Origin of the sequence: Streptomyces sp. CT34, from assembly GCF_000805335.1 — a bacterium.
In the GTDB taxonomy this organism is placed as follows: domain Bacteria; phylum Actinomycetota; class Actinomycetes; order Streptomycetales; family Streptomycetaceae; genus Streptomyces.
The window spans coordinates 6,399,464-6,424,051 of sequence record NZ_KN708638.1 but is presented as its reverse complement, the minus strand read 5'-3'; the positions used below and the strand labels follow the sequence as shown (position 1 = coordinate 6,424,051).

The 24,588-nt window shown below is 69.6% G+C and carries 23 protein-coding genes and 1 pseudogene; 17 read left to right on the top strand and 7 right to left on the bottom strand.

The window, feature by feature from the left end:
* Nucleotides 1-132: 132 nt before the first annotated feature.
* Nucleotides 133-549 carry a hypothetical protein gene (locus RZ84_RS28005; RefSeq protein WP_043266858.1) on the bottom strand — a complete coding sequence of 139 codons (417 nt, stop codon included), beginning with the start codon at nt 547-549 and terminating at the stop codon, nt 133-135.
* Nucleotides 550-845: 296 nt separating this feature from the next.
* Between RZ84_RS28005 and RZ84_RS28000 the strand changes: the two genes are divergently transcribed.
* The 12 genes from RZ84_RS28000 (at nt 846) to RZ84_RS27945 (ending at nt 12,805) form a co-directional block, all read left to right on the top strand.
* Entirely contained in the window at nt 846-2,234 is a 1,389-nt protein-coding gene (locus RZ84_RS28000) for a helix-turn-helix domain-containing protein (RefSeq protein WP_063772707.1), read from the top strand.
* Nucleotides 2,235-2,340: 106 nt separating this feature from the next.
* Entirely contained in the window at nt 2,341-2,931 is a 591-nt protein-coding gene (locus RZ84_RS27995; RefSeq protein ID WP_043266855.1) for a GNAT family N-acetyltransferase, read from the top strand.
* Nucleotides 2,932-3,327: 396 nt separating this feature from the next.
* Nucleotides 3,328-5,022 (top strand): nitrite/sulfite reductase, encoded by a 1,695-nt coding sequence (locus RZ84_RS27990; RefSeq protein ID WP_043266853.1) that lies wholly within the window; start codon nt 3,328-3,330, stop codon nt 5,020-5,022.
* A gap of 31 nt (nt 5,023-5,053) precedes the next feature.
* A complete protein-coding gene (locus tag RZ84_RS27985; RefSeq protein ID WP_043266852.1) occupies nt 5,054-5,245 on the top strand; it encodes a hypothetical protein in 192 nt (63 codons plus the stop codon).
* The gene (locus tag RZ84_RS27980; protein ID WP_043266850.1) at nt 5,242-5,931 is read left to right on the top strand and encodes a phosphoadenylyl-sulfate reductase; all 690 of its coding nucleotides are present in this window, start codon (nt 5,242-5,244) and stop codon (nt 5,929-5,931) included. The genes RZ84_RS27985 and RZ84_RS27980 overlap by 4 nt, the downstream gene beginning before the upstream one ends.
* Before the next feature lie 23 nt (nt 5,932-5,954).
* On the top strand, nt 5,955-6,488 hold the full coding sequence (gene cysC / locus RZ84_RS27975; protein ID WP_043271005.1) for an adenylyl-sulfate kinase: 534 nt from the start codon (nt 5,955-5,957) through the stop codon (nt 6,486-6,488).
* Nucleotides 6,485-7,447, top strand: a complete 963-nt coding sequence (gene cysD / locus RZ84_RS27970) for a sulfate adenylyltransferase subunit CysD (protein WP_043266848.1) — start codon at nt 6,485-6,487, stop codon at nt 7,445-7,447. The genes cysC and cysD overlap by 4 nt, the downstream gene beginning before the upstream one ends.
* 2 nt (nt 7,448-7,449) lie before the next feature.
* The gene (locus RZ84_RS27965) at nt 7,450-8,844 is read left to right on the top strand and encodes a sulfate adenylyltransferase subunit 1 (RefSeq protein WP_043266846.1); all 1,395 of its coding nucleotides are present in this window, start codon (nt 7,450-7,452) and stop codon (nt 8,842-8,844) included.
* A gap of 214 nt (nt 8,845-9,058) precedes the next feature.
* Entirely contained in the window at nt 9,059-10,168 is a 1,110-nt protein-coding gene (locus RZ84_RS27960) for an aliphatic sulfonate ABC transporter substrate-binding protein (protein WP_043266844.1), read from the top strand.
* Nucleotides 10,169-10,208: 40 nt separating this feature from the next.
* Nucleotides 10,209-11,033 carry an ABC transporter ATP-binding protein gene (locus RZ84_RS27955; RefSeq protein WP_043266842.1) on the top strand — a complete coding sequence of 275 codons (825 nt, stop codon included), beginning with the start codon at nt 10,209-10,211 and terminating at the stop codon, nt 11,031-11,033.
* Nucleotides 11,020-12,030 (top strand): ABC transporter permease, encoded by a 1,011-nt coding sequence (locus tag RZ84_RS27950; RefSeq protein WP_043266840.1) that lies wholly within the window; start codon nt 11,020-11,022, stop codon nt 12,028-12,030. The genes RZ84_RS27955 and RZ84_RS27950 overlap by 14 nt, the downstream gene beginning before the upstream one ends.
* 4 nt (nt 12,031-12,034) lie before the next feature.
* Complete coding sequence (locus RZ84_RS27945; protein WP_043266838.1) at nt 12,035-12,805, top strand: sirohydrochlorin chelatase; 771 nt, start codon at nt 12,035-12,037, stop codon at nt 12,803-12,805.
* 113 nt (nt 12,806-12,918) lie between these two features.
* On the opposite strand, the gene RZ84_RS27940 is transcribed toward RZ84_RS27945, so the two are convergent.
* A complete protein-coding gene (locus RZ84_RS27940) occupies nt 12,919-13,278 on the bottom strand; it encodes a hypothetical protein (protein WP_043266836.1) in 360 nt (119 codons plus the stop codon).
* A 719-nt stretch (nt 13,279-13,997) separates the two neighbouring features.
* On the opposite strand from RZ84_RS27940, the gene RZ84_RS27935 reads away from it, so the two are divergent.
* The 4 genes from RZ84_RS27935 (at nt 13,998) to RZ84_RS39205 (ending at nt 18,602) form a co-directional block, all read left to right on the top strand.
* Complete coding sequence (locus tag RZ84_RS27935) at nt 13,998-15,149, top strand: amidohydrolase family protein (protein WP_052230190.1); 1,152 nt, start codon at nt 13,998-14,000, stop codon at nt 15,147-15,149.
* Between the two features lie 434 nt (nt 15,150-15,583).
* Nucleotides 15,584-16,642: an ALF repeat-containing protein gene (locus RZ84_RS27930; RefSeq protein ID WP_198540058.1), complete on the top strand. Its 1,059-nt coding sequence runs from the start codon at nt 15,584-15,586 to the stop codon at nt 16,640-16,642.
* Between the two features lie 354 nt (nt 16,643-16,996).
* Entirely contained in the window at nt 16,997-17,902 is a 906-nt protein-coding gene (locus RZ84_RS27925) for a hypothetical protein (RefSeq protein WP_043266832.1), read from the top strand.
* 424 nt (nt 17,903-18,326) lie between these two features.
* Entirely contained in the window at nt 18,327-18,602 is a 276-nt protein-coding gene (locus tag RZ84_RS39205; protein WP_157878914.1) for a hypothetical protein, read from the top strand.
* Nucleotides 18,603-19,578: 976 nt separating this feature from the next.
* Here the strand turns inward: RZ84_RS39205 and RZ84_RS41820 are convergent.
* A pseudogene (locus RZ84_RS41820) lies at nt 19,579-19,854 on the bottom strand (transposase); the annotation flags it as partial.
* An 89-nt stretch (nt 19,855-19,943) separates the two neighbouring features.
* Nucleotides 19,944-20,303 (bottom strand): hypothetical protein, encoded by a 360-nt coding sequence (locus tag RZ84_RS37140; RefSeq protein ID WP_078894268.1) that lies wholly within the window; start codon nt 20,301-20,303, stop codon nt 19,944-19,946.
* A gap of 293 nt (nt 20,304-20,596) precedes the next feature.
* On the opposite strand from RZ84_RS37140, the gene RZ84_RS27915 reads away from it, so the two are divergent.
* Nucleotides 20,597-21,589, top strand: a complete 993-nt coding sequence (locus RZ84_RS27915; RefSeq protein ID WP_157878912.1) for an ArsR/SmtB family transcription factor — start codon at nt 20,597-20,599, stop codon at nt 21,587-21,589.
* Nucleotides 21,590-21,698: 109 nt separating this feature from the next.
* On the opposite strand, the gene RZ84_RS27910 is transcribed toward RZ84_RS27915, so the two are convergent.
* The 3 genes from RZ84_RS27910 to RZ84_RS27900 are packed head-to-tail and all read right to left on the bottom strand — an operon-like array spanning nt 21,699 to nt 24,469.
* The gene (locus RZ84_RS27910) at nt 21,699-21,968 is read right to left on the bottom strand and encodes a hypothetical protein (RefSeq protein ID WP_043266830.1); all 270 of its coding nucleotides are present in this window, start codon (nt 21,966-21,968) and stop codon (nt 21,699-21,701) included.
* 22 nt (nt 21,969-21,990) lie between these two features.
* Nucleotides 21,991-22,155 (bottom strand): hypothetical protein, encoded by a 165-nt coding sequence (locus RZ84_RS39950; RefSeq protein ID WP_043266828.1) that lies wholly within the window; start codon nt 22,153-22,155, stop codon nt 21,991-21,993.
* A gap of 10 nt (nt 22,156-22,165) precedes the next feature.
* Nucleotides 22,166-24,469: an MMPL family transporter gene (locus tag RZ84_RS27900; RefSeq protein ID WP_043266826.1), complete on the bottom strand. Its 2,304-nt coding sequence runs from the start codon at nt 24,467-24,469 to the stop codon at nt 22,166-22,168.
* Between the last annotated feature and the right edge of the window lie 119 nt (nt 24,470-24,588).

The window sequence follows — 24,588 nt, the reverse complement described above, 5'->3', positions numbered from 1 at the left end:
GGCGCGGCGGCGGTTCCCCGCCGGCCGCCGGAGCCGTCAGCAGTCGGCCCCGGCGGGACGGGGTCGGGGGAGCACCGCCGCCGCGCCGGTGTCAGGGAGCGGTGCCGCGCCGACTCGGCGCCGTTCCCGGTCTCAGGGCCACCGCGGCGGGTCCGGCGCGGTGCGCCCGCGCAGCGCCGCGTCGATGGCCACGATGATCTCCGCGTCCGGCGCGTCCGGCCGGAAGCCGACCAGCACCCCGCGGGCCTCGTAGTAGCGGATCACCCGCAGCGCGTCGCCGGTGCCGTCCTGCCCCGTCTCGCGCAGGTGGACGACGAGGTCGGCGGTGGCCGGTGCGGGCAGCGGACCGCCGAAGCGCGCGACCCGGTCGAGGAGTTGCGGCGCGCCGTCGATCACATAGCCGCCGGCGGGCAGCGGCTGACGCCTGATCAGTACGTCGACCGCGGTCAGCCGCGGGACCCGGTAGTGCGCGGCGAGCCGGGCGGCCCGCGCGATACGGCCTCCCGCACTGACCCCGATCACCACGACACGCGGGGCGGCGGCCACCATGGTGAAAGCCCCCTCCCCCACACCGTGCCGGCGACGCGGTGCGGCCGATGGCGTCCTCGGCGGGCAGCCGGCGGGTTCTCCGACGGGTGACCGGCGAAACCTCCGGCGGCGGGTCGCCCCGCGCCCTCAAGGCGTGGGAGAGGGTCGCCATCGGCCGCGGGAACCAGATTCCCCGCAGGGCGTCATAGGCCACAACCGTTGCACCCCGTTGCAGCGGATCTTCCCAATGCCCGTGCCCCGGAAGGCCGGTGACGGCACGATGGACACACCGGGTGACAGGCACAGCGGGGAGCGGCGTGAGCGACGGACCGATCGAGGGCACCGGTGGGCGGACGACCGATCGGTCACACGACAGACCGGTCGAGAGCGCCGTCCGGTCGGCCCAGGACATCCGGGAGACGGCCCGGCGGCTCGCCGTGGTCCACGAGGCGGCGCTCACCGGCGAGCCGCCGTCCGACGCGGTGCGCGACGCGCCCCGCACGGTCATCGGCGAATCCTGGCGCCGGGTGCTCGGCTCGGGCGTGGACCCGGACCGGGTGCGCGCCCAGCAGCCGCTGTCCGTGGCCGAGTTGGAGCACCGGCGGCAGCATTCGCAGCTGGCGTCGATCCTGCCGGTGCTCAGCGGCGGGCTGCTGCCCACCGCGGACGCCGCGCAGCAGATCATGGTGGTCACCGACGCCGAGGGCCGGGTGCTGTGGCGGGAGGGCAGTGCGCCGATCCGGCGGATGGCCGACCGGCTGGGCTTCGACAAGGGCGCCGACTGGACGGAGGGGTTCGTCGGCACGAACGCCATCGGCACCGCGCTGGTGGCCCGCGCCCCGGTGCTGGTGCACTCCGCCGAGCACTTCCTGCGCAGCCACCACGGCTGGACCTGCGCCGCCGCGCCGCTGCACGACCCGCGCGACGGGCGGCTGCTGGGCACCGTCGACATCAGCGGCCCGGCCCACTCCTTCCATCCCACGACACTCTCGCTGGTCTCCGCGGTCGCCCGGCTCGCCGAGGGCGAGCTGCGCACCCGCCACCACGCGTCGCTGGAGCGGCTGCGGTCGAGCGCGGCGCCGGTGCTGGCGCGGATCGGCGGGCGGGCGCTGGCCGTCGACCCCAACGGCTGGACGGCGGCGGTGACCGGGATGACGCCGCCGGACCGGGTGGCGCTGCCGAAGACACCGGCGGCCGGGCCGCTGTGGCTGCCGCGGTACGGGATGTGCGCCCGGGAGCCGCTGCCCGGCGGCTGGCTGATCCGGCTCGGCCGGCCGGAGCCGTCGCCGCAGCCGCACCGGGTGGTGCTGGACGTCGGCGGGCGGGACGGCCCGGCGGTCACCGTCGCCGGTCCGGCCGGCAGCTGGTCGCACGCGCTGTCCCCGCGCCATGCCGAGCTGCTGTTCCTGCTCGCCGCGCACCCGCGCGGACGCACCGCCGCCGAGCTGGCCCGGGACCTGTTCGGCGACGGGGGCCGTACGGTGACGGTGCGCGCCGAGCTGTCCCGGCTGCGCCGTCATCTGGCGGGGGTGCTGGCCCACCGGCCGTACCGCTTCGCGGACGGGGTGGAGGTGGAGCTGCGGCTGCCGCCCCGGCTCCTGGATCTGCTGCCGCACTCCACGGCGCCCGCGGTACTGGCGGCCCGCCGGGGCGACGGACTCGCGGGCGGCGCCTGTGTCCCACCACCTGGACCGGATGTTCCGTGATGTGGCGACGGCCCGGGCGGTGCCGGGCGGCCCGGCGCGGCAGGGGCGCGGGCCCGCCTCGGGCAGGGGGCGCGCCCCGCCGCCGGCGGTGTGATGTGCTGGCCCCATGAGCCACCGCGTCACCACCTGGTACCTGGAACAGACCTCGCCGGCCGACCTCGCGCCCACCGCGGAGCCGCCCGCCGAGCAGGAGGTGCGAATCGTCCGCTCCGAGGTACCGTCGCCCGAATTCAGCCGCTTCCTCTATACGGCGGTCGGCGGCGACATCCTGTGGACCGACCGGCTGGCCTGGCCGTACGCCCGGTGGGCCGAGCACCTCGCGCGGCCGGGCGTGGAGACCTGGGTGGCGTACGAGCGCGGTACGCCGGCCGGCTTCATCGAGCTGGACCCGCAGCCGGAGGGGGCGGTGGAGATCGCCTACTTCGGGCTGCTGCCGGCGTTCCGGGGCCGGCGGATCGGCGGGCATCTGCTCGGGTACGGGACGGCGCGCGCCTGGGACCTGGCCGAACGGTGGCCGGAGCGGGCGGAGACGAAGCGGGTGTGGCTGCACACCTGCACCGACGACGGGCCGCACGCGCGGGCCAATTACGAGCGGCGCGGCTTCCGGGTGTACGGGACGAAGGCGACCGAGGAGCCCGAGGTCGCGATGCCCGGCCCGTGGCCGGATGCCGGACCACGCACACCGGCCGCAAAGTGACCGAGGCCACATCGTCTCGTCATTCAGGACACCTGTGTCCATATTTTGGATAACGGTGGACTGGCCGGAGAACGCCGTGCCACGCTTCGGTCATGTCCAGAGCTGGAATTGCCTTGGTGAGTCGGCGGCACGTCGACCTCGGCCGCATGTCCAGCGCCATTTGTCGGGCAGGCTGACGCCGCACGATCAGGGGTCCTGACCCCTCCGCACCCGGACAGCACTTGGCACCACCGCTCCACGCCGTCCCCATCGTCGCGGACGCGCGCACCCTCCCGACCCGCAGATCACCGCCGACGCGTGCCCACGCGCCGCGCTTCGGTGTGTCCGCACAGGCCGCAGGGGGTGCCGCGCACTCCGTCCGCACCCCCTTTGAGCCGCCCAGAAGGACGTACACCCATGGCCGCCAACCCTGACAGTCCCTCCGCCACGACCCGCCGCAAGGCCGGACGCCACCGCGGCGAGGGCCAGTGGGCCGTTGGTCACTTCACGCCACTCAACGGCAACGAGCAGTTCAAGAAGGACGATGACGGTCTCAATGTGCGGACACGCATTGAGACGATCTACGCCAAGTCCGGATTCGACTCGATCGACCCCAACGACCTGCGCGGCCGGATGCGTTGGTGGGGCCTCTACACCCAGCGCAAGCCCGGGATCGACGGCGGCAGGACCGCGATCCTGGAGCCGGAGGAGCTGGACGACAAGTACTTCATGATGCGGGTGCGCATCGACGGCGGCCGGCTCACCGTGCCGCAGCTGCGCGCCATCGGCGAGGTCTCCGAGCAGTACGCGCGCGGCACCGCCGACATCACCGACCGGCAGAACATCCAGCTGCACTGGGTCCGCATCGAGGACGTGCCCGCCATCTGGGAGAAGCTGGAGTCGGTGGGGCTGTCCACGACCGAGGCGTGCGGCGACTGCCCGCGCGTGATCATCGGCTCCCCGGTCGCCGGTATCGCCGCCGACGAGATCATCGACGGCACCCCCGCCGTGGACGAGATCCACGAGCGCTACATCGGCAGCAGGGAATTCTCCAACCTGCCGCGCAAGTTCAAGACCGCGATCTCCGGCTCGCCGGTCCAGGACGTGGTCCACGAGATCAACGACGTGGCCTTCGTGGGCGTGGTGCACCCCGAGCACGGGCCGGGCTTCGACGTGTGGGTCGGCGGCGGCCTGTCCACCAACCCCAAGCTCGCGCAGCGGCTGGGCGCCTGGGTGCCGCTGGACGAGGTCGCCGACGTCTGGGCCGGCGTGGTCGGGATCTTCCGCGACTACGGCTACCGGCGGCTGCGCACCCGCGCCCGGCTGAAGTTCCTGATGGCCGACTGGGGCCCGGAGAAGTTCCGCCAGGTGCTGGAGGACGAGTACCTGAAGCGCAAGCTGGTCGACGGCCCGGCGCCGGAGGAACCCGCGCAGAAGTGGCGGGACCACGTCGGCGTGCACCGGCAGCAGGACGGCCGCTTCTACGTGGGCTTCGCACCGCGCGTCGGCCGGGTGGACGGCACCACCCTGACCAAGATCGCCGAGCTGGCCGCGGCGCACGGCTCCGACCGGCTGCGGACCACCGTCGAGCAGAAGATGATCATCCTCGATGTGACGGCAGACCAGGTCGACCCGCTGGTCGCCGGACTGGAGGCGCTGGACTTCCAGGTCAGGCCCTCGCCGTTCCGCCGCGGCACGATGGCCTGCACCGGCATCGAGTTCTGCAAGCTGGCGATCGTGGAGACCAAGGGCCGTGGCGCGACCCTGATCGACGAACTGGAGCGCCGCCTCCCGGACTTCGACGAACCGCTGACCATCAACCTCAACGGCTGCCCGAACGCCTGCGCCCGCATCCAGGTCGCGGACATCGGCCTCAAGGGCCAGCTGGTGCTGGACGACGACGGCAACCAGGTCGAGGGCTACCAGGTGCACCTGGGCGGCGCGCTGGGCCTGGAGCCCGGCTTCGGCCGCAAGGTCCGCGGCCTGAAGGTCACCGCCGACGAACTGCCCGACTACGTCGAGCGGGTGCTGCGCAGGTTCCAGGAACAGCGCACGGCGGGCGAGCGGTTCGCCACCTGGGCGGCGCGCGCCGAAGAGGGTGCGCTGAAGTGAGCGAACGCGCCGAGACCCGGCGGGAGGCATCGTGAGCGAGCGTGCCGCGCCGTTCTACTGCCCGTACTGCGGGGACGAGGACCTGTGGCCTTCGGAGGACGAAGGCCACGGGGCCTGGGAATGCCGGTCCTGCAGCCGGGCGTTCCGGCTGACGTTCCTGGGCCTGCTGGCTCCCGGAGCCACCGGCTCCGCCCCTGCCGCTTCCGACGGAGGTACCCCGTGACCACCGCAACCGACCTGCAGCGGCTCGCCGAGGAGGCGGGCCGCGACCTGGAGGACGCGCCCGCCCCGGAGATCCTCCGGTGGGCCGCGGAAACCTTCGGGCCGCGCTTCTGCGTCACCTCCTCGATGGAGGACGCGGTCGTCGCGCACCTGGCCTCGCGGGCCTTCCCCGGCGTGGACGTGGTGTTCCTGGACACCGGCTACCACTTCCCGGAGACCATCGGCACCCGGGACGCGGTGGCGGCGGTGCTGGACGTCAACGTCATCACACTGACGCCCCGTCAGACCGTGGCCGAGCAGGACGCCGAGTACGGGCCGAAGCTGCACGACCGCGACCCCGACCTGTGCTGCGCGCTGCGCAAGGTCAAGCCGCTCGAAGAGGGCCTGACCGGCTACGACGCGTGGGCGACCGGGCTGCGCCGGGACGAGTCGCCGACCCGGGCGAACACCCCGGTCGTCGGCTGGGACGCCCGGCGGCAGAAGGTGAAGGTCTCCCCGATCGCCCGCTGGACGCAGGCGGACGTGGAGGCGTACGTCGCCGAGCACGGCGTGCTCACCAACCCGCTGCTGACGGACGGCTACGCCTCCGTCGGCTGCGCCCCCTGCACCCGGCGGGTGCTGGCGGGCGAGGACGCGCGGGCCGGGCGCTGGGCCGGCAGCGACAAGACCGAGTGCGGACTGCACTGATGGCGGAGTTCTTGGAGACACAGATGACGGGCGCCACGATCTGGCTGACCGGTCTGCCGAGCGCGGGCAAGACGACCATCGCGCGCGAGCTGGCCGGCCGGCTGCGCGGCGAGGGCCACCGCGTCGAGGTGCTCGACGGCGACGAGATCCGCGAGTTCCTCTCCGCGGGCCTCGGATTCACCCGCGAGGACCGGCACACCAACGTCCAACGTATCGGCTTCGTCGCCGAGTTGCTGGCGAGCAACGGCGTCAAGGCCCTGGTGCCGGTGATCGCGCCGTACGCGGACAGCCGCGAGGCGGTGCGCAAGCGCCACCAGAGCGAGGGGACCGCGTATCTGGAGGTGCATGTGGCCACCCCGGTCGAGATCTGCTCCGAGCGCGATGTGAAGGGGCTCTACGCCAAGCAGGCAGCCGGTGAGATCTCCGGCCTGACCGGCGTGGACGACCCGTACGAGGCGCCCGGGTCGCCCGACCTGCGGATCGAGTCGCACACCCAGACCGTGCGGGAGTCCGCGGCGGCACTCCACGCGCTGCTCACCGAGAGGGGACTGGCATGACCACCGTGGCTTCCGTGACGGAGAACGCCGAGGGAGCCGGGGGCGCCGGCGGCGCCGACAACCCGTACGCGCTCTCGCACCTCGACGCCCTGGAGTCCGAGGCGGTCCACATCTTCCGCGAGGTGGCGGGCGAGTTCGAGCGGCCGGTGATCCTCTTCTCCGGCGGCAAGGACTCCATCCTCATGCTGCACCTGGCGCTGAAGGCGTTCGCGCCGGCCCCGGTGCCGTTCTCGCTGCTGCACGTCGACACCGGGCACAACTTCCCCGAGGTCATCGACTACCGCGACCGCACCGTCGAGCGCCACGGCCTGCGGCTGCACGTCGCCTCCGTACAGGACTTCATCGACCGCGGTGAGCTCCGCGAGCGCCCCGACGGGACCCGTAATCCCCTCCAGACCGTGCCGCTGCTGGACGCCATCGAGAAGAACCGCTTCGACGCGGTCTTCGGCGGCGGCCGGCGGGACGAGGAGAAGGCCCGCGCCAAGGAGCGGGTCTTCTCGCTGCGCGACGAGTTCGGCGGCTGGGACCCGCGCCGGCAGCGCCCCGAGCTGTGGCAGCTCTACAACGGCCGCCACTCGCCCGGCGAGCACGTCCGGGTCTTCCCGCTGTCCAACTGGACCGAGCTGGACGTCTGGCAGTACATCGCCCGCGAGAAGATCGAGCTGCCCGCCATCTACTACGCCCACGAGCGCGAGGTCTTCGCCCGCGGCGGCATGTGGCTGGCGCCCGGCGGATGGGGCGGCCCCAAGGACGGCGAGGGCCTGGAGCTCCGGCGGGTGCGCTACCGCACCGTCGGCGACATGTCCTGCACCGGTGCCGTCGACTCCGACGCCGACACCATCGAAGCGGTCATCGCGGAGATCGCCGCGTCCCGGCTCACCGAGCGGGGCGCCACCCGGGCCGACGACAAGCTGTCGGAGGCCGCCATGGAGGACCGCAAGCGCGAGGGGTACTTCTAACGATGAGCACGACCAACGCCGTTGACGCGGACCGGACCGTGGACGCCGGTGCCACCTCGCTGCTGCGCTTCGCCACCGCCGGCTCCGTGGACGACGGCAAGTCGACCCTGGTCGGCCGGCTGCTGCACGACTCCAAGTCGGTGCTCGCCGACCAGCTGGAGGCCGTCGAACACGCCTCCCGCAACCGCGGGCAGGAGACGCCCGACCTGGCGCTGCTGACCGACGGGCTGCGCGCCGAGCGCGAGCAGGGCATCACCATCGACGTCGCCTACCGCTACTTCGCCACCCCCCGCCGGCGGTTCATCCTCGCCGACACCCCCGGGCATGTGCAGTACACCCGCAACATGGTGACGGGCGCCTCGACCGCGGAGCTGGCCGTCGTGCTGGTCGACGCCCGTAACGGTGTGGTCGAGCAGACCCGCCGGCACGCCGCGGTGGCCGCCCTGCTGCGGGTCCCGCACGTCGTCCTGGCCGTCAACAAGATGGACCTCGCCGGCTACGAGGAGTCCGTCTTCGCCGCCATCGCCGAGGAGTTCACCGCCTACGCGGCGTCGCTGGGCGTCCCGGGCTGGGGGTCTGGGGGAGACCCCCAGGACAAGTGGTGCACCGCCATCCCGATCTCCGCGCTGGCCGGCGACAACGTCGTGACGCCGTCGGCCAACATGGACTGGTACGGCGGCCCCACCGTGCTGGAGCACCTGGAGACCGTGCCGGTCGGCACCGACCCCTCGGACGACCCGGCCCGCTTCCCGGTCCAGTACGTCATCCGCCCCCAGACCGCCGAACACCCCGACTACCGCGGCTACGCGGGCCAGATCGCCTCCGGTGTGCTGCGCGTCGGCGACGCCGTCACCGTGCTGCCCTCGGGCCGGACGAGCACCATCGAGGGCATCGACGCGCTCGGCCAGGCCGTGGACGTCGCCTGGGCGCCGCAGTCGGTGACCGTCCGGCTGGCCGACGACCTGGACATCTCACGCGGTGACCTGATCGCCCCGACCGCGTCGGCCCCGTCGGTCTCGCAGGACATCGAGGCCACCGTCTGCCATGTCGCCGACCGGCCGCTGACCGTCGGCCGGCGGGTGCTGCTCAAGCACACCACCCGTACGGTCAAGGCGATCGTCAAGGAGATCCCGTCCCGGCTGACGCTGGCCGACCTCTCCCAGCACCCGGCACCCGGCGAACTCGCCGCCAACGACATCGGACGGATCGTGGTGCGCACCGCCGAACCGCTGGCGCTGGACGCCTACGCCGACTCCCGGCGCACCGGCTCCTTCCTGCTGATCGACCCGGCGGACGGTACGACGCTGACCGCGGGCATGGCCGGCACCGCCTTCGCGGAGGCGGACGCGCAGGCCGCGCCGGCCACCGCGGCGGACGACGAGGGGTGGGACTTCTGATCATGCTCCAGGACATCTTCTCGACCTTCGCGAAGGAAGGGGGCCGCATCGGCAGCGGCGCCCTCGGGAGCGGACAGGGCGGAGTCGGCCGATGTGCGTGCTGATGATGCTCCACTCCGCATCCCCCACACCCCCCTTCCGAAGATCCACCGTCTCGCCGGGCGCGCCTTAGAGGGGCGCACACCGCCCCGGCCCTCCGAGAGGAACGCCTCCCGTGTCTGCCGTTCGACATCGCCTGCTGGCGGCCACCGCCACCGTCCCGCTCCTCATAGCTGCGCTGGGCGCCTGCGGCTACGGCTCCGAGGCCAAGAAGGACACCGCGGCCAACATCGTCCCCAAGGGCCCCAAGGTCGACGGACTCGACCAGGTCAAGATCGGCTTCTTCGGCAACACCACCCACGCCACCCCGCTGATCGGCCTCCGGACGGGCCAGTTCCAGAAGGCGCTGGGTGGCACGGCGATCAAGTCCTCCGTCTTCAACGCGGGCCCCGCCGAGATCGAGGCGCTCAACTCCGGTGCCATCGACATCGGCTGGATCGGCCCCTCCCCCGCGATCAACGGCTACGTCAAGTCGCACGGCAAGAGCCTGAAGATCATCGCCGGTTCGGCGTCCGGCGGTGTCTCGCTGATCGTCAACCCCAAGAAGATCAAGAGCCTGGACGATCTCCGCGGCAAGACGATCGCCACCCCTCAGCTGGGCAACACCCAGGACGTCGCGCTGCTCAACTTCCTCGCCCAGAAGGGCTACAAGGTCGACGCCACCAGTGGCAAGGGCGACGTCACCATCCAGCGCATCGACAACAAGGTGACCCCGACCGCCTACGCGCAGGGCAGCATCGACGCCGCCTGGGTCCCCGAGCCCACCGCGTCCAAGCTCGTCGCCGCGGGCGGCAGGTCGCTGCTGGACGAGAAGAAGCTGTGGAAGGACGGGAAGTTCGTCATCACGAACGTGATCGTCTCGCAGAAGTTCCTCAAGGAGCACCCCAAGGCCGTCGAGGCGGTGCTGCGCGGCTCGGTGGCGACCAACACCTGGATCCGGTCGCATCCCGCCGAGGCGGTCAAGGCACTCAACGAGGAGCTCGCCAACCCGCGGTTCTCCGGCAAGGCGCTGCCCGCCGATGTCATCGACCCGGCGTTCAAGAACGTCGACGTCACCGACGACCCGCTGGCCGCCACCCTCCAGGAAGAGGCGGACCACGCCGTCCAGGCGGGCCTGCTGAAGAAGCCCGACCTCAAGGGCATCTACGACCTCACCCTGCTGAACAAGGTGCTCAAGGCCGAGGGGAAGCCGCCGGTCGACGACGCCGGCCTCGGCAGCAACTGACCCCCGCCCCGGCACCACAGTCCCCCAGGAGGTGACACCGATGACGACCAGCACGCTCTCCGAGCCCGCCACGGCGGAGCCCGGAACCACCGGTCCGTACGCCGCTCGCATCCACCATGTCTCGAAGTCCTTCGGCCGCCCCGGCGCACAGCAGCACGTACTGGACGACATCAGCATCGACGTCGCCCCCGGCGAATTCGTCTGCCTCCTGGGAGCCTCGGGCTGCGGCAAGTCCACCCTCCTCGGTCTCGTGGCCGGTCTGGACAAACCGTCCGCCGGCACCATCGAGACGCCCGGCGGCCGGCCCGCGCTGATGTTCCAGGAGCACGCGCTGTTCCCGTGGCTGACCGCGGGCCGCAACATCGAACTCGCGCTGCGGCTGCGCGGGGTGCCGCGCGCCGAGCGGCGCACCGAGGCCGAGCGGCTACTGGAGCTCGTACGGCTCAAGGGGGCGTACGGCAAGCGGGTCCACGAGCTGTCGGGCGGCATGCGCCAGCGCGTCGCGATGGCGCGGGCGCTCGCCCAGGACAGCCAACTGCTCCTGATGGACGAGCCGTTCGCCGCGCTCGACGCCATCACCCGCGATGTGCTGCACGACGAGCTGACCCGGATCTGGCAGACCCAGAACAACAGCGGCTCCGCCGCGGGGAATCTTTCGGTCCTCTTCGTCACCCACAACGTCCGCGAGGCCGTACGGCTCGCCGAGCGGGTCGTGCTGCTCTCCTCCCGCCCCGGCCGGGTCGCCCGCGAGTGGCAGGTGGACATCCCGCAGCCGCGCCGCATCGAGGACGCCGCGGTCGCCGACCTTTCCATCGAGATCACCGAACAGCTCCGTGGGGAGATCCGCCGCCATGGCCAGCACTGAGACCACCAGCCAGACCAGCGCCGGAGAGCCCGGCGAGGACCCCGCCGGTCCATCCGCCGGCCCGGCCACCGACAGCGCCACTGGGGCACCGGCCGACGCATCCGCCACCGGCGCGCCCGGCGCCGAAGCCAGTTCCGCCGCCGGCGACCTCGCCGGTCTGGAGGCCGGGCTCGACGCCCTGGACTCCACTGTCGTCTCCCGGCAACCGTGGCTGCGCACCACCGTCTCAAAGGCGTTCCCTCCCGTCATCGCCGTGCTGATCGTGCTGGCGCTGTGGCAGCTCGCCTACCACTTCCAGCTCAAGCCCCACTACCTGCTGCCGAGCCCGCTCGACGTCTACCGCTCGCTACAGCAGAAGTGGCTCGAAGGCACCCTGCTCAGCTTCGTGTGGACCAGCGTCTCCCGCGGCGCCCTCGGCTTCGTGGCCTCGGTCGCCATCGGTACGCTGCTCGGGCTGATCGTCGCCCGGGTCAAGCCCGTACGCGCCGCGATCGGCCCGATCCTCAGCGGCCTCCAGTCCCTCCCGTCGGTGGCCTGGGTCCCGGCCGCGATCATCTGGTTCGGGCTGAGCGACGCCACCATCTACGCGGTGGTGCTCCTCGGCGCCGTCCCCTCGATCGCCAACGGCCTGGTCTCCGGAGTCGACCAGATCCCTCCCCTCTACCTGCGGGCCGGCCGCACCATCGGCGCGACGGGCCTCACCGGCGTCCGCCATGTGCTGCTCCCGGCCGCGCTGCCCGGCTACCTCGCCGGCCTGAAGCAGGGCTGGGCGTTCTCCTGGCGCTCCCTGATGGCCGCCGAACTCATCGTCAACGCGCCCGACCTGGGCACCGGTCTGGGCCAACTCCTGGAACAGGGCCGCGAACTCCAGGACATGTCCTGGGTACTGGCCGCGATCCTGCTCATCCTCATCGTCGGCATCGGCATCGAACTGCTCATCTTCGCCCCGATCGAGCGCCGGGTGCTGCGCAGCCGCGGACTCCTCGTCAAGAGCTGACACCATGAACCAGCGCCCCACTCTCCTCGTCATCGCCCACGGCAGCCGCGACCCACGGCACGCGGCGACCGTCACCGCGCTCTGCGCGCGGGTCCGGAAGCTGCGCCCGGGACTGCGCGTCGAGGTCGGCCATCTCGACTTCAACGCGCCCCGGGTACCCCGGGTGCTGGAGCGCCTCTCGGCCGAGGGGGTGCGGAACGTGGTGGCGCTGCCGCTCCTCCTCACCCGCGCCTTTCACGCGAAGTCCGACATCCCCGCGGTGCTGCGGGAGACCGCCGCGCGGCTGCCCCAACTCACCCTCCACCAGGCCGAAGTACTCGGCCCCTCCCGCCTCCTGACCGACGCCCTGGAGCGCCGGCTGGAGGAAGCCGGGCTACGGCCCGGCGACCACCGCTCGACCGGAATCGTCCTGGCCGCAGCGGGCTCCTCAGACCCGGAGGCGATCGCAGTGATCGCTGAAACCGCGCGGGAGTGGCAGCGCACCGCCCAATGGTGCGCCGTGCGACCTGCGTTCGCCTCCGCATCCCTCCCCCGCACAGCCGACGCCGTACGGGCCCTGCGAGCCGAGGGCATCCAACGGGTCGCCGTCGCCCCCTACGTCATCGCCCCCGGCTTCCTCCCCGACCGCATCGCCACCGGCGCCCGCGAAGCCCGCGCCGACATCCTCGCCCCAGTCCTCGGCCCCGCCCCCGAACTGGCCCGGCTCCTGCTCCGACGCTACGACCAGGCCGTCCGTGCAAGCACCCGCGGCGACTCGGCACCGCTGGCCGCCTGAGGCGACACGGCGGAGCCGGCCGCCTCGACCGACACCGAACACTCAACACGGCACGGCCGAGCCCCCGTTCGGCAACCGACGCGCTGCCGGCACCGGCACCGGCACCGGCCCCTTCATACCGCCATTGCCGCCTCCCCTCCCCGCGGGGTGTCCGCCCGCCCCTTCTCGTAAACCGTCAGGCCCCGGGCGAGATGCAGCGGCACCAGGACCAGTTCCACCACAAGGGCCTTCCAGGCATAGACGAGGTTGACGGCCTTGGTGGCATAGACGCAGGGAATGTTCACCAACACGCCGACCAGCGGGAGTTGGCGGCGGCGAGCGGCATACACCAGCGGTGGTGCGGTCAGGAGCAGATCGGCACCGGCCCACCAGGCAAGGGCGGGCAGGACCGACGCACCGCCGGTCGCGGCGATCAGGAACGGGGTGGCCAACCAGAGGGGCGCGGTGAGAATCTCGAACAGGGCGAGCAGCACCCAGAGCGCCGGCAGGAGTTGCCGTCAGCATCGTTCCGCGCTATACGCAACGTGCACCGTGTGAAACGGAGCGTGTCTCAACCGGCCGTGCCAACCGTCTCCACCATGGCTTCGGCGCCTCCCCAACAGCTGCAAGCGCCTCCGAGGTCACCTCTTGACGGACGTGCCAAGCCGGAGTGGGCGCCACAGGAGCACAGGAAGCACTCGGTCTGCAGCGCGGTGACCGGGTGCACGGCGTGGGCACGGCGGATGGTGTCGGGGCAGGCTCCGGCACAGGCCGATGTGGCGGATATTGTCCTCTCGAGGCGGTTCGGCTTGCCTGCCGGTCCTCACCGATGCAGCCTGGAAACACCAGCGTGCGATCGCACTCGACGTTCCAGCCGCAGCGGCACAAGGTTCCAGCCGCAGCGGCACAGGTGGGCCACCGCCCGCTCCCAGGCTCGTACATCGGCTGCTACCGGGCCATGGACCGCATCACCTCCACCCTCAACGTCGACATCGAGTCGACATCGAGAAGCCGCTGGGTGCCACCGCGGTCGTCGATGACGGCAAGCGGCACAGGGGCCAAGCACGCTGATCTGACCTGCCACCCCGGCGCGATACATCAGCGGGATCCATCAGAGCGCCACCGCCACGATCAGCACCCGGCAACGACCAGGGCCTCAGCCCGGTGCGTCAGGCGTAACGCACCACCGCACTCTACGACCGAGGAAAGACAAATGGCCTACAGTCTCAAGGGCGTTGTCGATGGGATCATCGACGCCCATGTTCATCAATGGGATCCGTTCACCACCCCCCGTCAGGCCAGCCCGGCGGCGCCGGTGTATCGGGCGGCACCACGGCTGGTCGAGGCGGCCTTCGCCAAGGTGGCGCCGACCACGATCAGGGAACTGACCCTGACCCCACGGTATGTGGCACAGCCGTTCCTGCCCGGAGACTACGCCGCTGCGGCCAAAGGGGTCGCCGAGGCGGTCGGCGCGCCCGTCACCGCCCTGGTGCATATAGAGGCCGGGTGGCAGGAGAAGAAGGACCCGATGGCGCCGGTGGAGGAGACCAAGTGGTTGATCTCCCTGCCCTGGGGCCGCGACGGCCGGCCGGACCTGGCCGCGATCGTCGCGCACGCCGACCCCACATCCCCGCACTGCGCCGCGCTCATCGACGCCCACCTCCAGGCCAGTGGCAAGGTCACGTGCATCCGTCAACTCGCGGCCTGGCACCCGGACCCCAAGGTCCTGAACTGGTACGACAAGCCGGGACTGCTCAAGAGGCGGGACTTCCTCACCGGATTCTCCGCGGTCGCCGAACGGGGCCTGACCTTTGAGGCGACGATCTACTCCGACCAACTCCCCGACGTCGCCGTCCTGGCGCGCGAGTACCCCGAGACGACCATCATCATCGATCACTACGCCACCCCGGTCGGCGTGTTCGGTCCCGTGGGAACCGACACCGGAGCCACCGCAGCCAAACGCGCCGAGATCTACCGCGCCTGGAAGGACCACATCTCGGCGGTGGCCGAGCACTCCAACGTGGTCGCCAAACACTCCGGGTGCGCATTCCCGCAACTGGGCTTCGGCCACAGCCCCGAGTGCAACATCGGCGGTCGCGACAATCTCCAACAACTTCTCCAGCCCATGGTCGACCACGTCACCGACGCCTTCGGCCCCGACCGCGTGCTGTTCGGATCGAACTACCCCATGGACCGACCCAACGCCTCACTGCCCGACATCATCGGCATGCTGGTCAACGTCCTGGGGCCGCGCGGCAACGACGTGCTGCGCAAGGTATTCCGCGACAACGCCACGCGCGTGTACGGCATCGACGCTCACACGGCAAAGAACGTCGCCGGCACGCCGTCGGCGAGCCGGGGCTGAACACCGACGCACCTCCCAACTCCCGGCGCTCCGACGCAGAATCGGCGTCAGCCGCCGGCTGTTCGGCCTGGTTGTTGTCGTACGCCGCCAACACCTTGTACGCGGCGAGCCGGCGCACCTCCTGCGGCGGCCACGAAGACGCCAACTCCGGGAAGGCACAGTTCCCCGGCCGGCCGGCGTCGGCCATCACCGGTTTGTAGTTCAGCCACGACCACGCATCGATCACGAACTGGCGCAGGCCCATCGGAGCCGCTTCCCTCCCATCAGCGCCCCCACGCCGTGCGATCAACTTGAGGTAGGCCCCGACAAGGACCCGAGGCAAAGGACTGGTCAAGGCGTGGACTAGTATGTCCACCGTTCGCCCGTTTCGTTGCTGCTTGTATCGGCTCGTGCGATTCCCGTATCCGGTACGTCTAATCTTTGAGGATCCCCGCGTGAAACTGGCACGTGTTTCCGCTGCCGTTGTAGCCGCCGCTATGGCCCCGGCCGTCCTGCTTTCCACCCCTGCTTTCGCCACCAGTGGCACCGGGTCGGCCGACGCTGCCGTCTCATCACAGGACAGTGCTTCGCAAGCCGAGCGGGACCGAGCCGAGATCGAGCGCATCCACGCCGACAAGAAGTCCGGCCGGATCCTGCGCGAAGCCGCGGAGAAGGCGCTCAAGGGCACCCCCGCCGAGATGCGCGCGTTCCTTGAGACCGGCCGGAACCGGGCCCAGACGGCGGACGACCGGCTGCGCGTCATCCAGATCCTGAGCATAGGCGGCAAGGCGGTGCGCAAGGCCGCCACCGATGCACTGCGGGACGGGTCCCACGAAGCCCTTGTCCACTTCCTCGAAAAGGCCCAGTACACGGCCCGAGATGAGGACAACCGCTTCGAGATCCTGCGGATCATCGGCGACAAGAAGACCGGCCCCGGCCTTCAAAAGGGCGCCCAGAAGGCGATGAACGGCACGGCTGCCGACCGGCAGAAGTTCCTGGACACCGATCGGCACGCCCTGAAGATCGTCGACAACAGGGTGCTGGTCGGGCAGATCATCACCGCGGGTGGTCCCGAGGTACGCAAGGCCGGCGTCGCCGCGCTCGAAGGAAGCCCCGAAGACGTCCAGAAGTTCATCGACGAGGGCCAGTTCACCGCCCGCGCCAAGGACGCCCGGAACGCAAAGCACGACAAGGGCTCCAAGGACGACAAGAGCGAGGACAGCGGCAAGGGCGACAAGGGTGACAAGGGCGGAGAGCAAGGGAAGGGCCAGGACAACAAGCCGACCGCCGAGGACCAGAAGCAGGACCAGAAGCAGGACGGCGAGGGGGCGCGTCCCGCCGTCGGTTCCACCGACCGGGCCATGACCGACCAGTCCAAGTCGACCGAGGGCGCCCTGGCCGACACCGGTACCAACGGCGCGCTGCCCTGGGCCGCGGGCGGCACCGCCATCGCCCTGAGCGCCGGAGCGGGCCTCGTCGTACTGACGCGCCGCCGTGTCGGCACGGAGCGATAACACCTCACGCTGAGCGGCCTCGGGAAAGCACACCACGCCCTGGGGCCGCTTCGGCGTTGTTTCGGTGGCGAGTTGGCGGTAGTCGGTGGCCGGCCCAGGCGCCGTGCGGGTGCCCGCGGGCTCGCCACAAACTCCCTCACCCCCACCTACCGCCGACCACTGAGACAGCCGTCATTCCCCCTGCGCGGCGGCGGCACCGCCGGATCCAGGAACAGTCCCCACAGCGCCCACACCGCTGAATCCATCAGATCCCGCGAGTCCTCCGTCTCGCCCTGGACCGACGCAGCCCGTGACGCAGCCGCGGTCGCCGGACAAAGCGAACCGAAGTCGTCCGAGGATCCCCGCTCAAGCCGGGTGGCAAGCCCGGACACCAACCTCGGCAAGGACTGGAAGAAGAGCGAGGACCGGGCCGTGACCGGCGCGGCCGATGCGAAGGCTTTCAGGATCCTCGTCGCCGATGAAGCCAAGGCGTACGACTGGAAGACGGCCGCGGCGCTCTCGGAGCCGGGCATGCCGGCCGATTCGTGGACCGGCAACCAGTGCGTCATGGACCGCGACCACGTCGCCGCCGTGTACGCGCCCCGCGCGTTCACGAACAAGCCCGACCTGATGCAAAGCGGCGCGTTCACGGCGGTCGTCAACGTCCCGACAGGTGAGGTGACGAAGTTGCCGTTCACCGCCACTCTCGCCTACTTCGATCCCACCTGTAACAGCACCACGCACACCGCCGCCTTCACCCGGTACCGCGACATGAACGACGCGTCGAAGGTGAAGACGCAGGTGATCACGGTGGACACGGCCGGCAAGACGGTCACGAAGACCGGTGAGCTGCGCGGGCAGGTGTCGTCGGCGGCCCCGGTGAAGGACGGCGTCGTCGCCGGTCCGGGCCGCGATCTCGTCCACGTCAACGGCAACGGGAAGATGCGCCGACTCGCCAAGGGCGACAGCGTCCCCTTCGATATCCGCCCCATGGCGGGTGGCCGGGCCGGCTTCGTGGACCGTAAGGGTACGAAGACGGCGCAGGCGAAGGTGTACGGCGGTAACGGCGAGCCGCGCACGGTCGCCACCGGACGCCTCGGTGACCTCGACCTGGTGCCGGGCGCACAGGGCCGCGCCTTCCTCACCGGCCACCCCAAGGACGTCAAGGTGGAAGGGAGCGGTGTCGCCAAGGTCGAGGCGCCCACCGACACCGACCTCTCCTCGCACGGCCGCCTCGCCGTGAACCCCGTCCTCACCCCCTGGCTTGCGCGCCGAACCTGAACTACACAGCGAAGGATCTCAACCAACACGACGGCCGGAATACCACCACCAACACCAACACCACGGGTGTCCTACCCGGCCGCTCCTACGCCGCAATGGGCCTCAAGCCCAGCGTGATCGAAAATGGAACCTGCGTCAGGGCTCTGTACACTTCCGGCGGCTCGATCGGTTACCGTCCCCTTTTGGCGAACAGGGCGGCAACTGATTCCGCGATCGCCTGGGAAAAGGCAGCCCAGGGAGATCCAAAGGTGAACCACAAGGTCGTTAATGTGGCGGCAGAGATCGTCCACGGTTTCTTCAATCCGGGCAAGATCGGATCGCTGTACAACACCGCGCCCCCCATCTGGCAGGAACTGAGCTTCCAGGTCTGCGCCGACGGTAAGGTTCGCCCGTACGACGAAGACCAATCCTTCGTTCCAGCCACATGCCCAGCCAATATCTCTACCTCGACAACAAGGCCATTGACCTCAAGGGAAACTTCACGAAGAGCGCCAGCCCCATCGTCAAGGGCAACTTCAAGTCATTTAGCACAGTCATTGACCCGTGGGGCAACGGCATGCCGTACGGACACTGCAAGCCGATGTCGTGGCAGAGCGGAAGCCCCTGGGGACTGGACGCAGCAGACGGCCCAGGAGCCAACCCCAGCGGTCACTTCTGTTCCTGGCCCAGCACCAAACCTGATCCGGAGTACAGCAGTTAGCGGTACAGTGAGCCGCTGAGGCTTGACGTTCGAACCCGGAAAAACGGGGGTGCTTCTCTGATGGCGGGAAGCATCCCCTGTTCCAGAATCAAGAAGAGCACGATGCGCAATGATATTCGTCCCCTTCCTCTATGTAGGGATTCTCGTCTTTTGGTTCACTGCTGCTTTGTTTATTACACGAAAGAAACCCCTCGAAACGTGGCTGACAGCAGGACACCTTGCCCTCAGCGTGGCCCTGTCAGCTGCCGCATAGGTAAGCAGTAAAGGGCTGGGACAGGGCGTTACAGTACTCCTTGGCCCCGGAGGCGGGGTTGCGCTGGTTCGCCTTATCTTTCAATGGTCGCTCCGCTCATCCAAGAAACCACATACTTAAGGCAACGTAGTGGTTGGTTGCGTGTTCCTCTGAAGGCAGCAGCGCCTTGCCCCCGGCGCGGGATCCACACCGCCCCTGCGAGCTCGAAAGTCGAAACACAGCCTTCGTATATGTTCGAGCAAGACATGCAATGGGAACTCCTCACGCAATGCGCCAGCCGTAGAACGTGATCTTCATGGTCAGGTCTGCCCGGCGTTTCGCAGCAATCCACCGGTCCGGTGCCGCCCTCGGCAGGAAGGCGTCCGCCGCGTTCGAGGGCGCCGGTGACGGCGAGGGGCCCGGCTGTGCGGTGGCCGAGTTGTGCACCGGAACGTCCAGTCGATCGATCCCGGATGCCGCTTGTACGAGTCCCTGCGGGCCGGCCAGGTCAGTCCCAGGGCAACACGCGGCCCGGCAACTGGTGAGCAAGTGCGTCAAGTGCACGGGTATCGCGACCACCGAGTAGCAGGTCGTGTGTGGGCGCGAGGCCGCGTGAGAGGGCGGCGCCAATGCTTCGGGAGACTCCCGTCACCAGTGCTCGGGGGCGTGCTGAACCCATGACGTGACTCCTCACGAAACGAGGCGGAAAGATCCCGGCCTCGCCGAGGGGTCGACGAGGCCGGGCATGCTGACCAGGGACAAGTCCGCCCCACCCCGCTTCGCGGCTTCCGCGATCGGGCCCTCCAGCAGGGCCTCGAAGACGCCGGCGTCACGCCACTGCCCGGAAACGGTTGTGGACGGTCGACCAGGGGCCGAACTCCTGCGGCATCTCCCGCCACCGCCCGCCGGTCTTGAACCGCCAGATCACGCCCTCGAACTGCTGCCGCAGCCGCTCGGGGCAGGGTCGTACTCGCCGACCGGCAAGTACGACCCAATGAACTCCCCTTCCTCGTCGGTCAGTTGACCTTTGCCTCGCGCAAGAAGATCTACGGGTCCAGGCCCCGCCGCAAGAGCGAATCCCGCAGATTGATCACGACGCGAGACACGACCTAGTCGATACGGACGTAGTGGAAGAGCTTCCCTTTGTAGTACTCGTAGAGCCATGCCGCGTACAACCTGCCAGGAGCGCAGTAGGCGTAGGACTGACGCCGGTCACCGAACCAACGGGTAGGCCCGAACTCCATGTAGAGCTGGCCCGGGCTGCCGTTCGACAGGCACTCAGCTTGGGTCTGGTAGGCGTAATCTGGCCCTCTTCCGTCGCACCAACCGCCCGCCGTGTGGCCATCGTGCCAGGTGTGGCACGGTCCGGATCTGCCGGAGGCCTGGGCGGGACCGGCCACGGTGACGACGCCCCCCAGAACCATGCCTGCCAACGCCAGTGTCATGGCGGCGCGCTTCGCCTTCTTCATATCCCCTCCATCTGTGCTTGCTCTGTGGCTCGTGCTTGCGCTGGGCTTGAGCAGCGGTGTGGTACGTGCGTGCCCACGTGACGGGGCCCGCCACCCCCAGGTCGCTCCAGGCACCGACGTGTCTGGTCTACGCCTTCCTTGTCCCGCGTCGGATGGCCGAGACTCGGCATGCTCGCTACAGCCCATATGGTCAGTGCCCGGCCCAAGGCGCCGCAAAGGGTTCGGCCCTGTCCGAACAGTGCAGCTCCGGCGTGGTCTGGGACCGGCTGCCACGGGAGAGGCCAATGCTTCGCGTGCACTTCACGCTGGATGACCTTCTGCAGGTCACTTTGGTGCCGACGCCGGCACCGCTCATGGAACTGGTCCTCGCCACTGCCATGCTGCAACGAGAGGACATCGGCCCGGTCTTCACGCGATGGCGGCGGCGCACGCTGCGGACCTTCCCCCCTGCCGCGCGCCCTCTGCTGGAACTCGTACCTGCAACAGGCCGAGGTCCGTTGTTCCTTGACCCCCTCAGCCGGGGGCTCGGCGACGGCCTCGACCAGGTCCGGTCGAGTCCTGCCGCCTTCGTACGGGCTGACCTGCAACGAGTGTGCACCGCCAGCCGTCCGCAGACCTCGTGGACAACCCATCTCGCCCAGCAGGACCACGATGCTTGGCAGGTCCTTCAAGTCGCCGTGCGCGCCGGGTACACCGGTCTCCTCGCCCCCGCCTGGGACCGGATCACCGCCGGCTTCGACGCGGAGCAGGCATGGCGCGGCCAGATCCTTGCCCGGCACGGAATCCGCGCGATGGTGGCCGGTCTCTCCCAGGGAATCCGTTGGCGTGGCGTCGTTCTGGAAATCGACTCTCCCGAGGACCGCGAGATCCAACTGGCAGGGCGCGGCCTCACCCTGCTGCCATCGGCGTTCTGGACCGGCCGGCCATTGGTCGGCGTCTATCCGCACGGTCCCGCCCTGTTGGTCTACCCGGCGGTGACTCCGCTGCCGCTGCTGGAGGAACCATCGGCGACAGATCCGGTATCCACCCTCCTGGGTTGCACCCGCGCCTCGATCCTGGCTCTGCTCACCCGGCAGCGCACCACCACCGACGTGGCGCGGGAACTGGGCATCAGCAAGTCCTCTGTCTCCGAACACACCAAGGCACTGCGGCAGGCCCGTCTGGTCGTCAGCCAACGTGAAGGCCAAGCGGTCTGGCACACCTGTACGCCACTCGGCCTGAGTCTCATCACCAAGACCAGCGCGACCGACGAAGGTACGCGGTTGCTTGTGCCGCCACTCGGTTGACCGCCTGTCCCAGCTCTCGTGGCCGCTGTCACCTCGTCCTCCGTCAGGCTGTTGGGAGACCGCCCACTTGGGGCGGCCCCCACTGCTTGTCCGTTCTGCCTGACAGCCTTCATGGGCTCCAGGAGAGAGTTCCGTCGGCGGTGATCAGGATCGCCAAAACGGCTAGGTCGATCAGGCCGAGTGCCATGCCGAACCAGGCGCGTCCTCGCCGTGACGTGCCACGGCGTAGGGCAATGGCGGCTAACACGATGGCGGTGGGGCCAAGGAAGATGTTTGCTACCAGTAGGCCCGGAAGTCCGAGTATGAAGGACGCTACGGCCATGCCGTCGGCGTCCTGGGTACTTGCCTGCTTCCCGGCTGTGCTGGCCGATTTGGTCATTTCCGGAGCAGTCGATTGCACGTCACGTATCTCCTTCGCAGCGTCCGGAGAGGCGCTCACGCACCAGGAAGGTGAGCAGCCAGGCGGCGATAAGGGAGCCGGCAACCACGCTGACGGGGAGCGGGAGATGGGCGACGGGCCCTAGGAAGGTCCCCAGGAGAAGCAGTGCGAAGACGATCAACACCATGCCGTGCCTCTCACTGAGTGATGGTTTCTCGTTCGGGGTGCGTGCTCGTGCCTGAGGCCGTCGGCTCCTGCGGTCGGGTGGCGTTGCGTCGACCCGGGAGCCACCAGTTCCAGCGGCCCATGAGGCGCATGGACGCCGGTACGAGCAGGAGTCGCACGAGGGTGGCATCGAGGAGGATGGCGACCGCCATGCCGAATCCGAGTTGCTGGATGGGGACGATGCCGGCGAAGCCGAAGGCCCCGAAGACGGCGACCATCAGCAGTGCGGCGCCTGAGATGAGGGGCGCGGTGCGGGTGAGGCCGCGGGCCACGGATACCGTGTTGTCTCCGGTTGCCTTGTACTCTTCGCGAACTCGGTCGAGGAGGAAGACTTCGTAGTCGGTGCTGAGGCTGAACAGTAGCGCCAACAACAGCACGGGGACGAAGTTCTGCAGATAGTTCGTCCGCTCGAAGTTGAGGAGCCCGGTTCCCATGCCGCGCTGGAAGACGAGCACGAGGACGCCGTAGGTCGCGGCGATCGACAGCAGGTTCATGGCGATGGCCTTGAGCGGCAGCAGCAGTGACCGGAAGGTCAGCAGCAGTACGACGTACACCGCGGCCAGCATGGCCAGGATGACCTGCGGCAGACCATCCTCGATGACGCGGTTGGAGTCGATTCCCTCGGCGGTCTCGCCGCCGATCACGGCATCGAGAGAGGCCGGGAGCTTGTTTGCCTCGTCCTGGACGCGCGTCAGCAGGTTCCGTGCGGCGTCGCTGGATGCCTTGGTGTCCGGGATGATTTCGAAGACGACGGTCCGGTTGTCGGCAGCGACATAGTGGCGGATCGTGCTGCGGGCGTCGTCGGGCAGCCGGTCCATGACGGTGTCGTCGAGAGCCGCGAAGGGCGCTTTGGGGGAGACCGTCTTCAGCGCGGGCAGAGCCGAGTCGATCCGATCGACGTGGGGGAGCTTCTCCAGGCGGTCGTTGAACTTGGTCAGCGTGTCTGCCTGGGTCGGCGTGTCGAGGGGCTTCTTCGATGTGACGACTGCCTGGATGGGCGAGGTGGTGCCGACTCCGAAAGCGTCCTGTACGTGGTCGTAGCCGACCCGGACTTGCGAGGTACCCGGGAGAATCCGGGCGTCCGGGGAGAAGGTGCGCAGCTGCGCGGCCGGCGCGGCCAGTGCCAGGAGAGCGGTGCTGGTCGCGGCGAGGAAGAGTACCGGTCGAGCCATGACCTTCATGGCTATGCGGTACCAGCGGCTGGACTCCTCACCTCCTGCCGTATCCGTGCGCGGTCGGCGTCGGGGGAGGCGTATGCGGCCGGCGTTGATCCGGTCTCCGAGGATGTGCAGCAGAACCGGCAGGAAGAGGACCGCGGTCAGCACGGAGAAGGCGACGACCACGGTGGCGCCGAGCGCCAGGGAGAAGATGACGTTGAGGTCGATGAGGAACAGGGTGCACATCGCCAGGACGATGGTTACGCCGGAGGCGATGACGGTGTGCCCGGAAGTGCGCAGGGTGGCGGCGACGGCGGATTCGACGCTCTGCCCCTTGGCGAGCTGCTCCTTGAATCTGGTGATCATGAAGAGCGAGTAGTCCACTCCGACGCCCAGCCCCAGCATGGTGGCCGCGTTCTCCACGAACACCGACAGTTCGTAGTGCTGGGAGATCGGTGCCAGCAGGCCCAGCGTGAAGACGATCGCGGAAACCCCGACCGCGAGCGATACCAGAGCCGCGGCGACGCTCCGGAAGAGCAGCAGCAGGATCACGATGATCAAAGGCATCGTGATCAGCTCTGCCTTGGTCAGGCCCTCTTGGCTGAGGGTGTTGACCTCACCCCAGAACGAGGAAGGGCTGACGAGGGAGACCTCAAGCCCCTTGCCCTCGAATTGTCCCGTCAGCTCCTTCTGGATCTTGGGGAGTTCGCGGCGCGCGGTGCCGTCGTCGAGGTCGAGGGCCAGCGAGTCGATGGCCGTGCGATGGTCGTCGCCGGCGTACGGGGACCGGTTCTGGGAGTTGAGCGTGGTCCATCCATGGGCATCCGTGACCTTCAGGGCCTCATCCGCCCCGACGTATCGGGCGACGTCACGGGCCCGCTCCGCGAACTGCGAGCTGTCGGTGGTGTGGAGCTTGTCATGGATGACGAGGGTGACGGTGGTCTTGCCCCGCCCCTTGAAGCCGTGGTCGAGCTGGTGCGCGGCCTTGGCCGAGGCGGAGCCGGAGACGTACCAACCGCCGCCGCTCAGCGAGTTGGCGATCGACGAGGCGCCGAGCCCACCGATCGCCAGGGCTATCAGCCACAGCGCCAGCAGGGGCCAGCGCCCCTTCCCGATCATGCGGGAGGTTCGGGCTGCGAGGCCGCCTGGGGGCGGTGGGGAGGAGGTCTGCGGAGTCATGTGCAGCCTTACGGTGGAGGAGTTGGCTGGAACGCTGGATAATGAAAGACGTTAAGTCT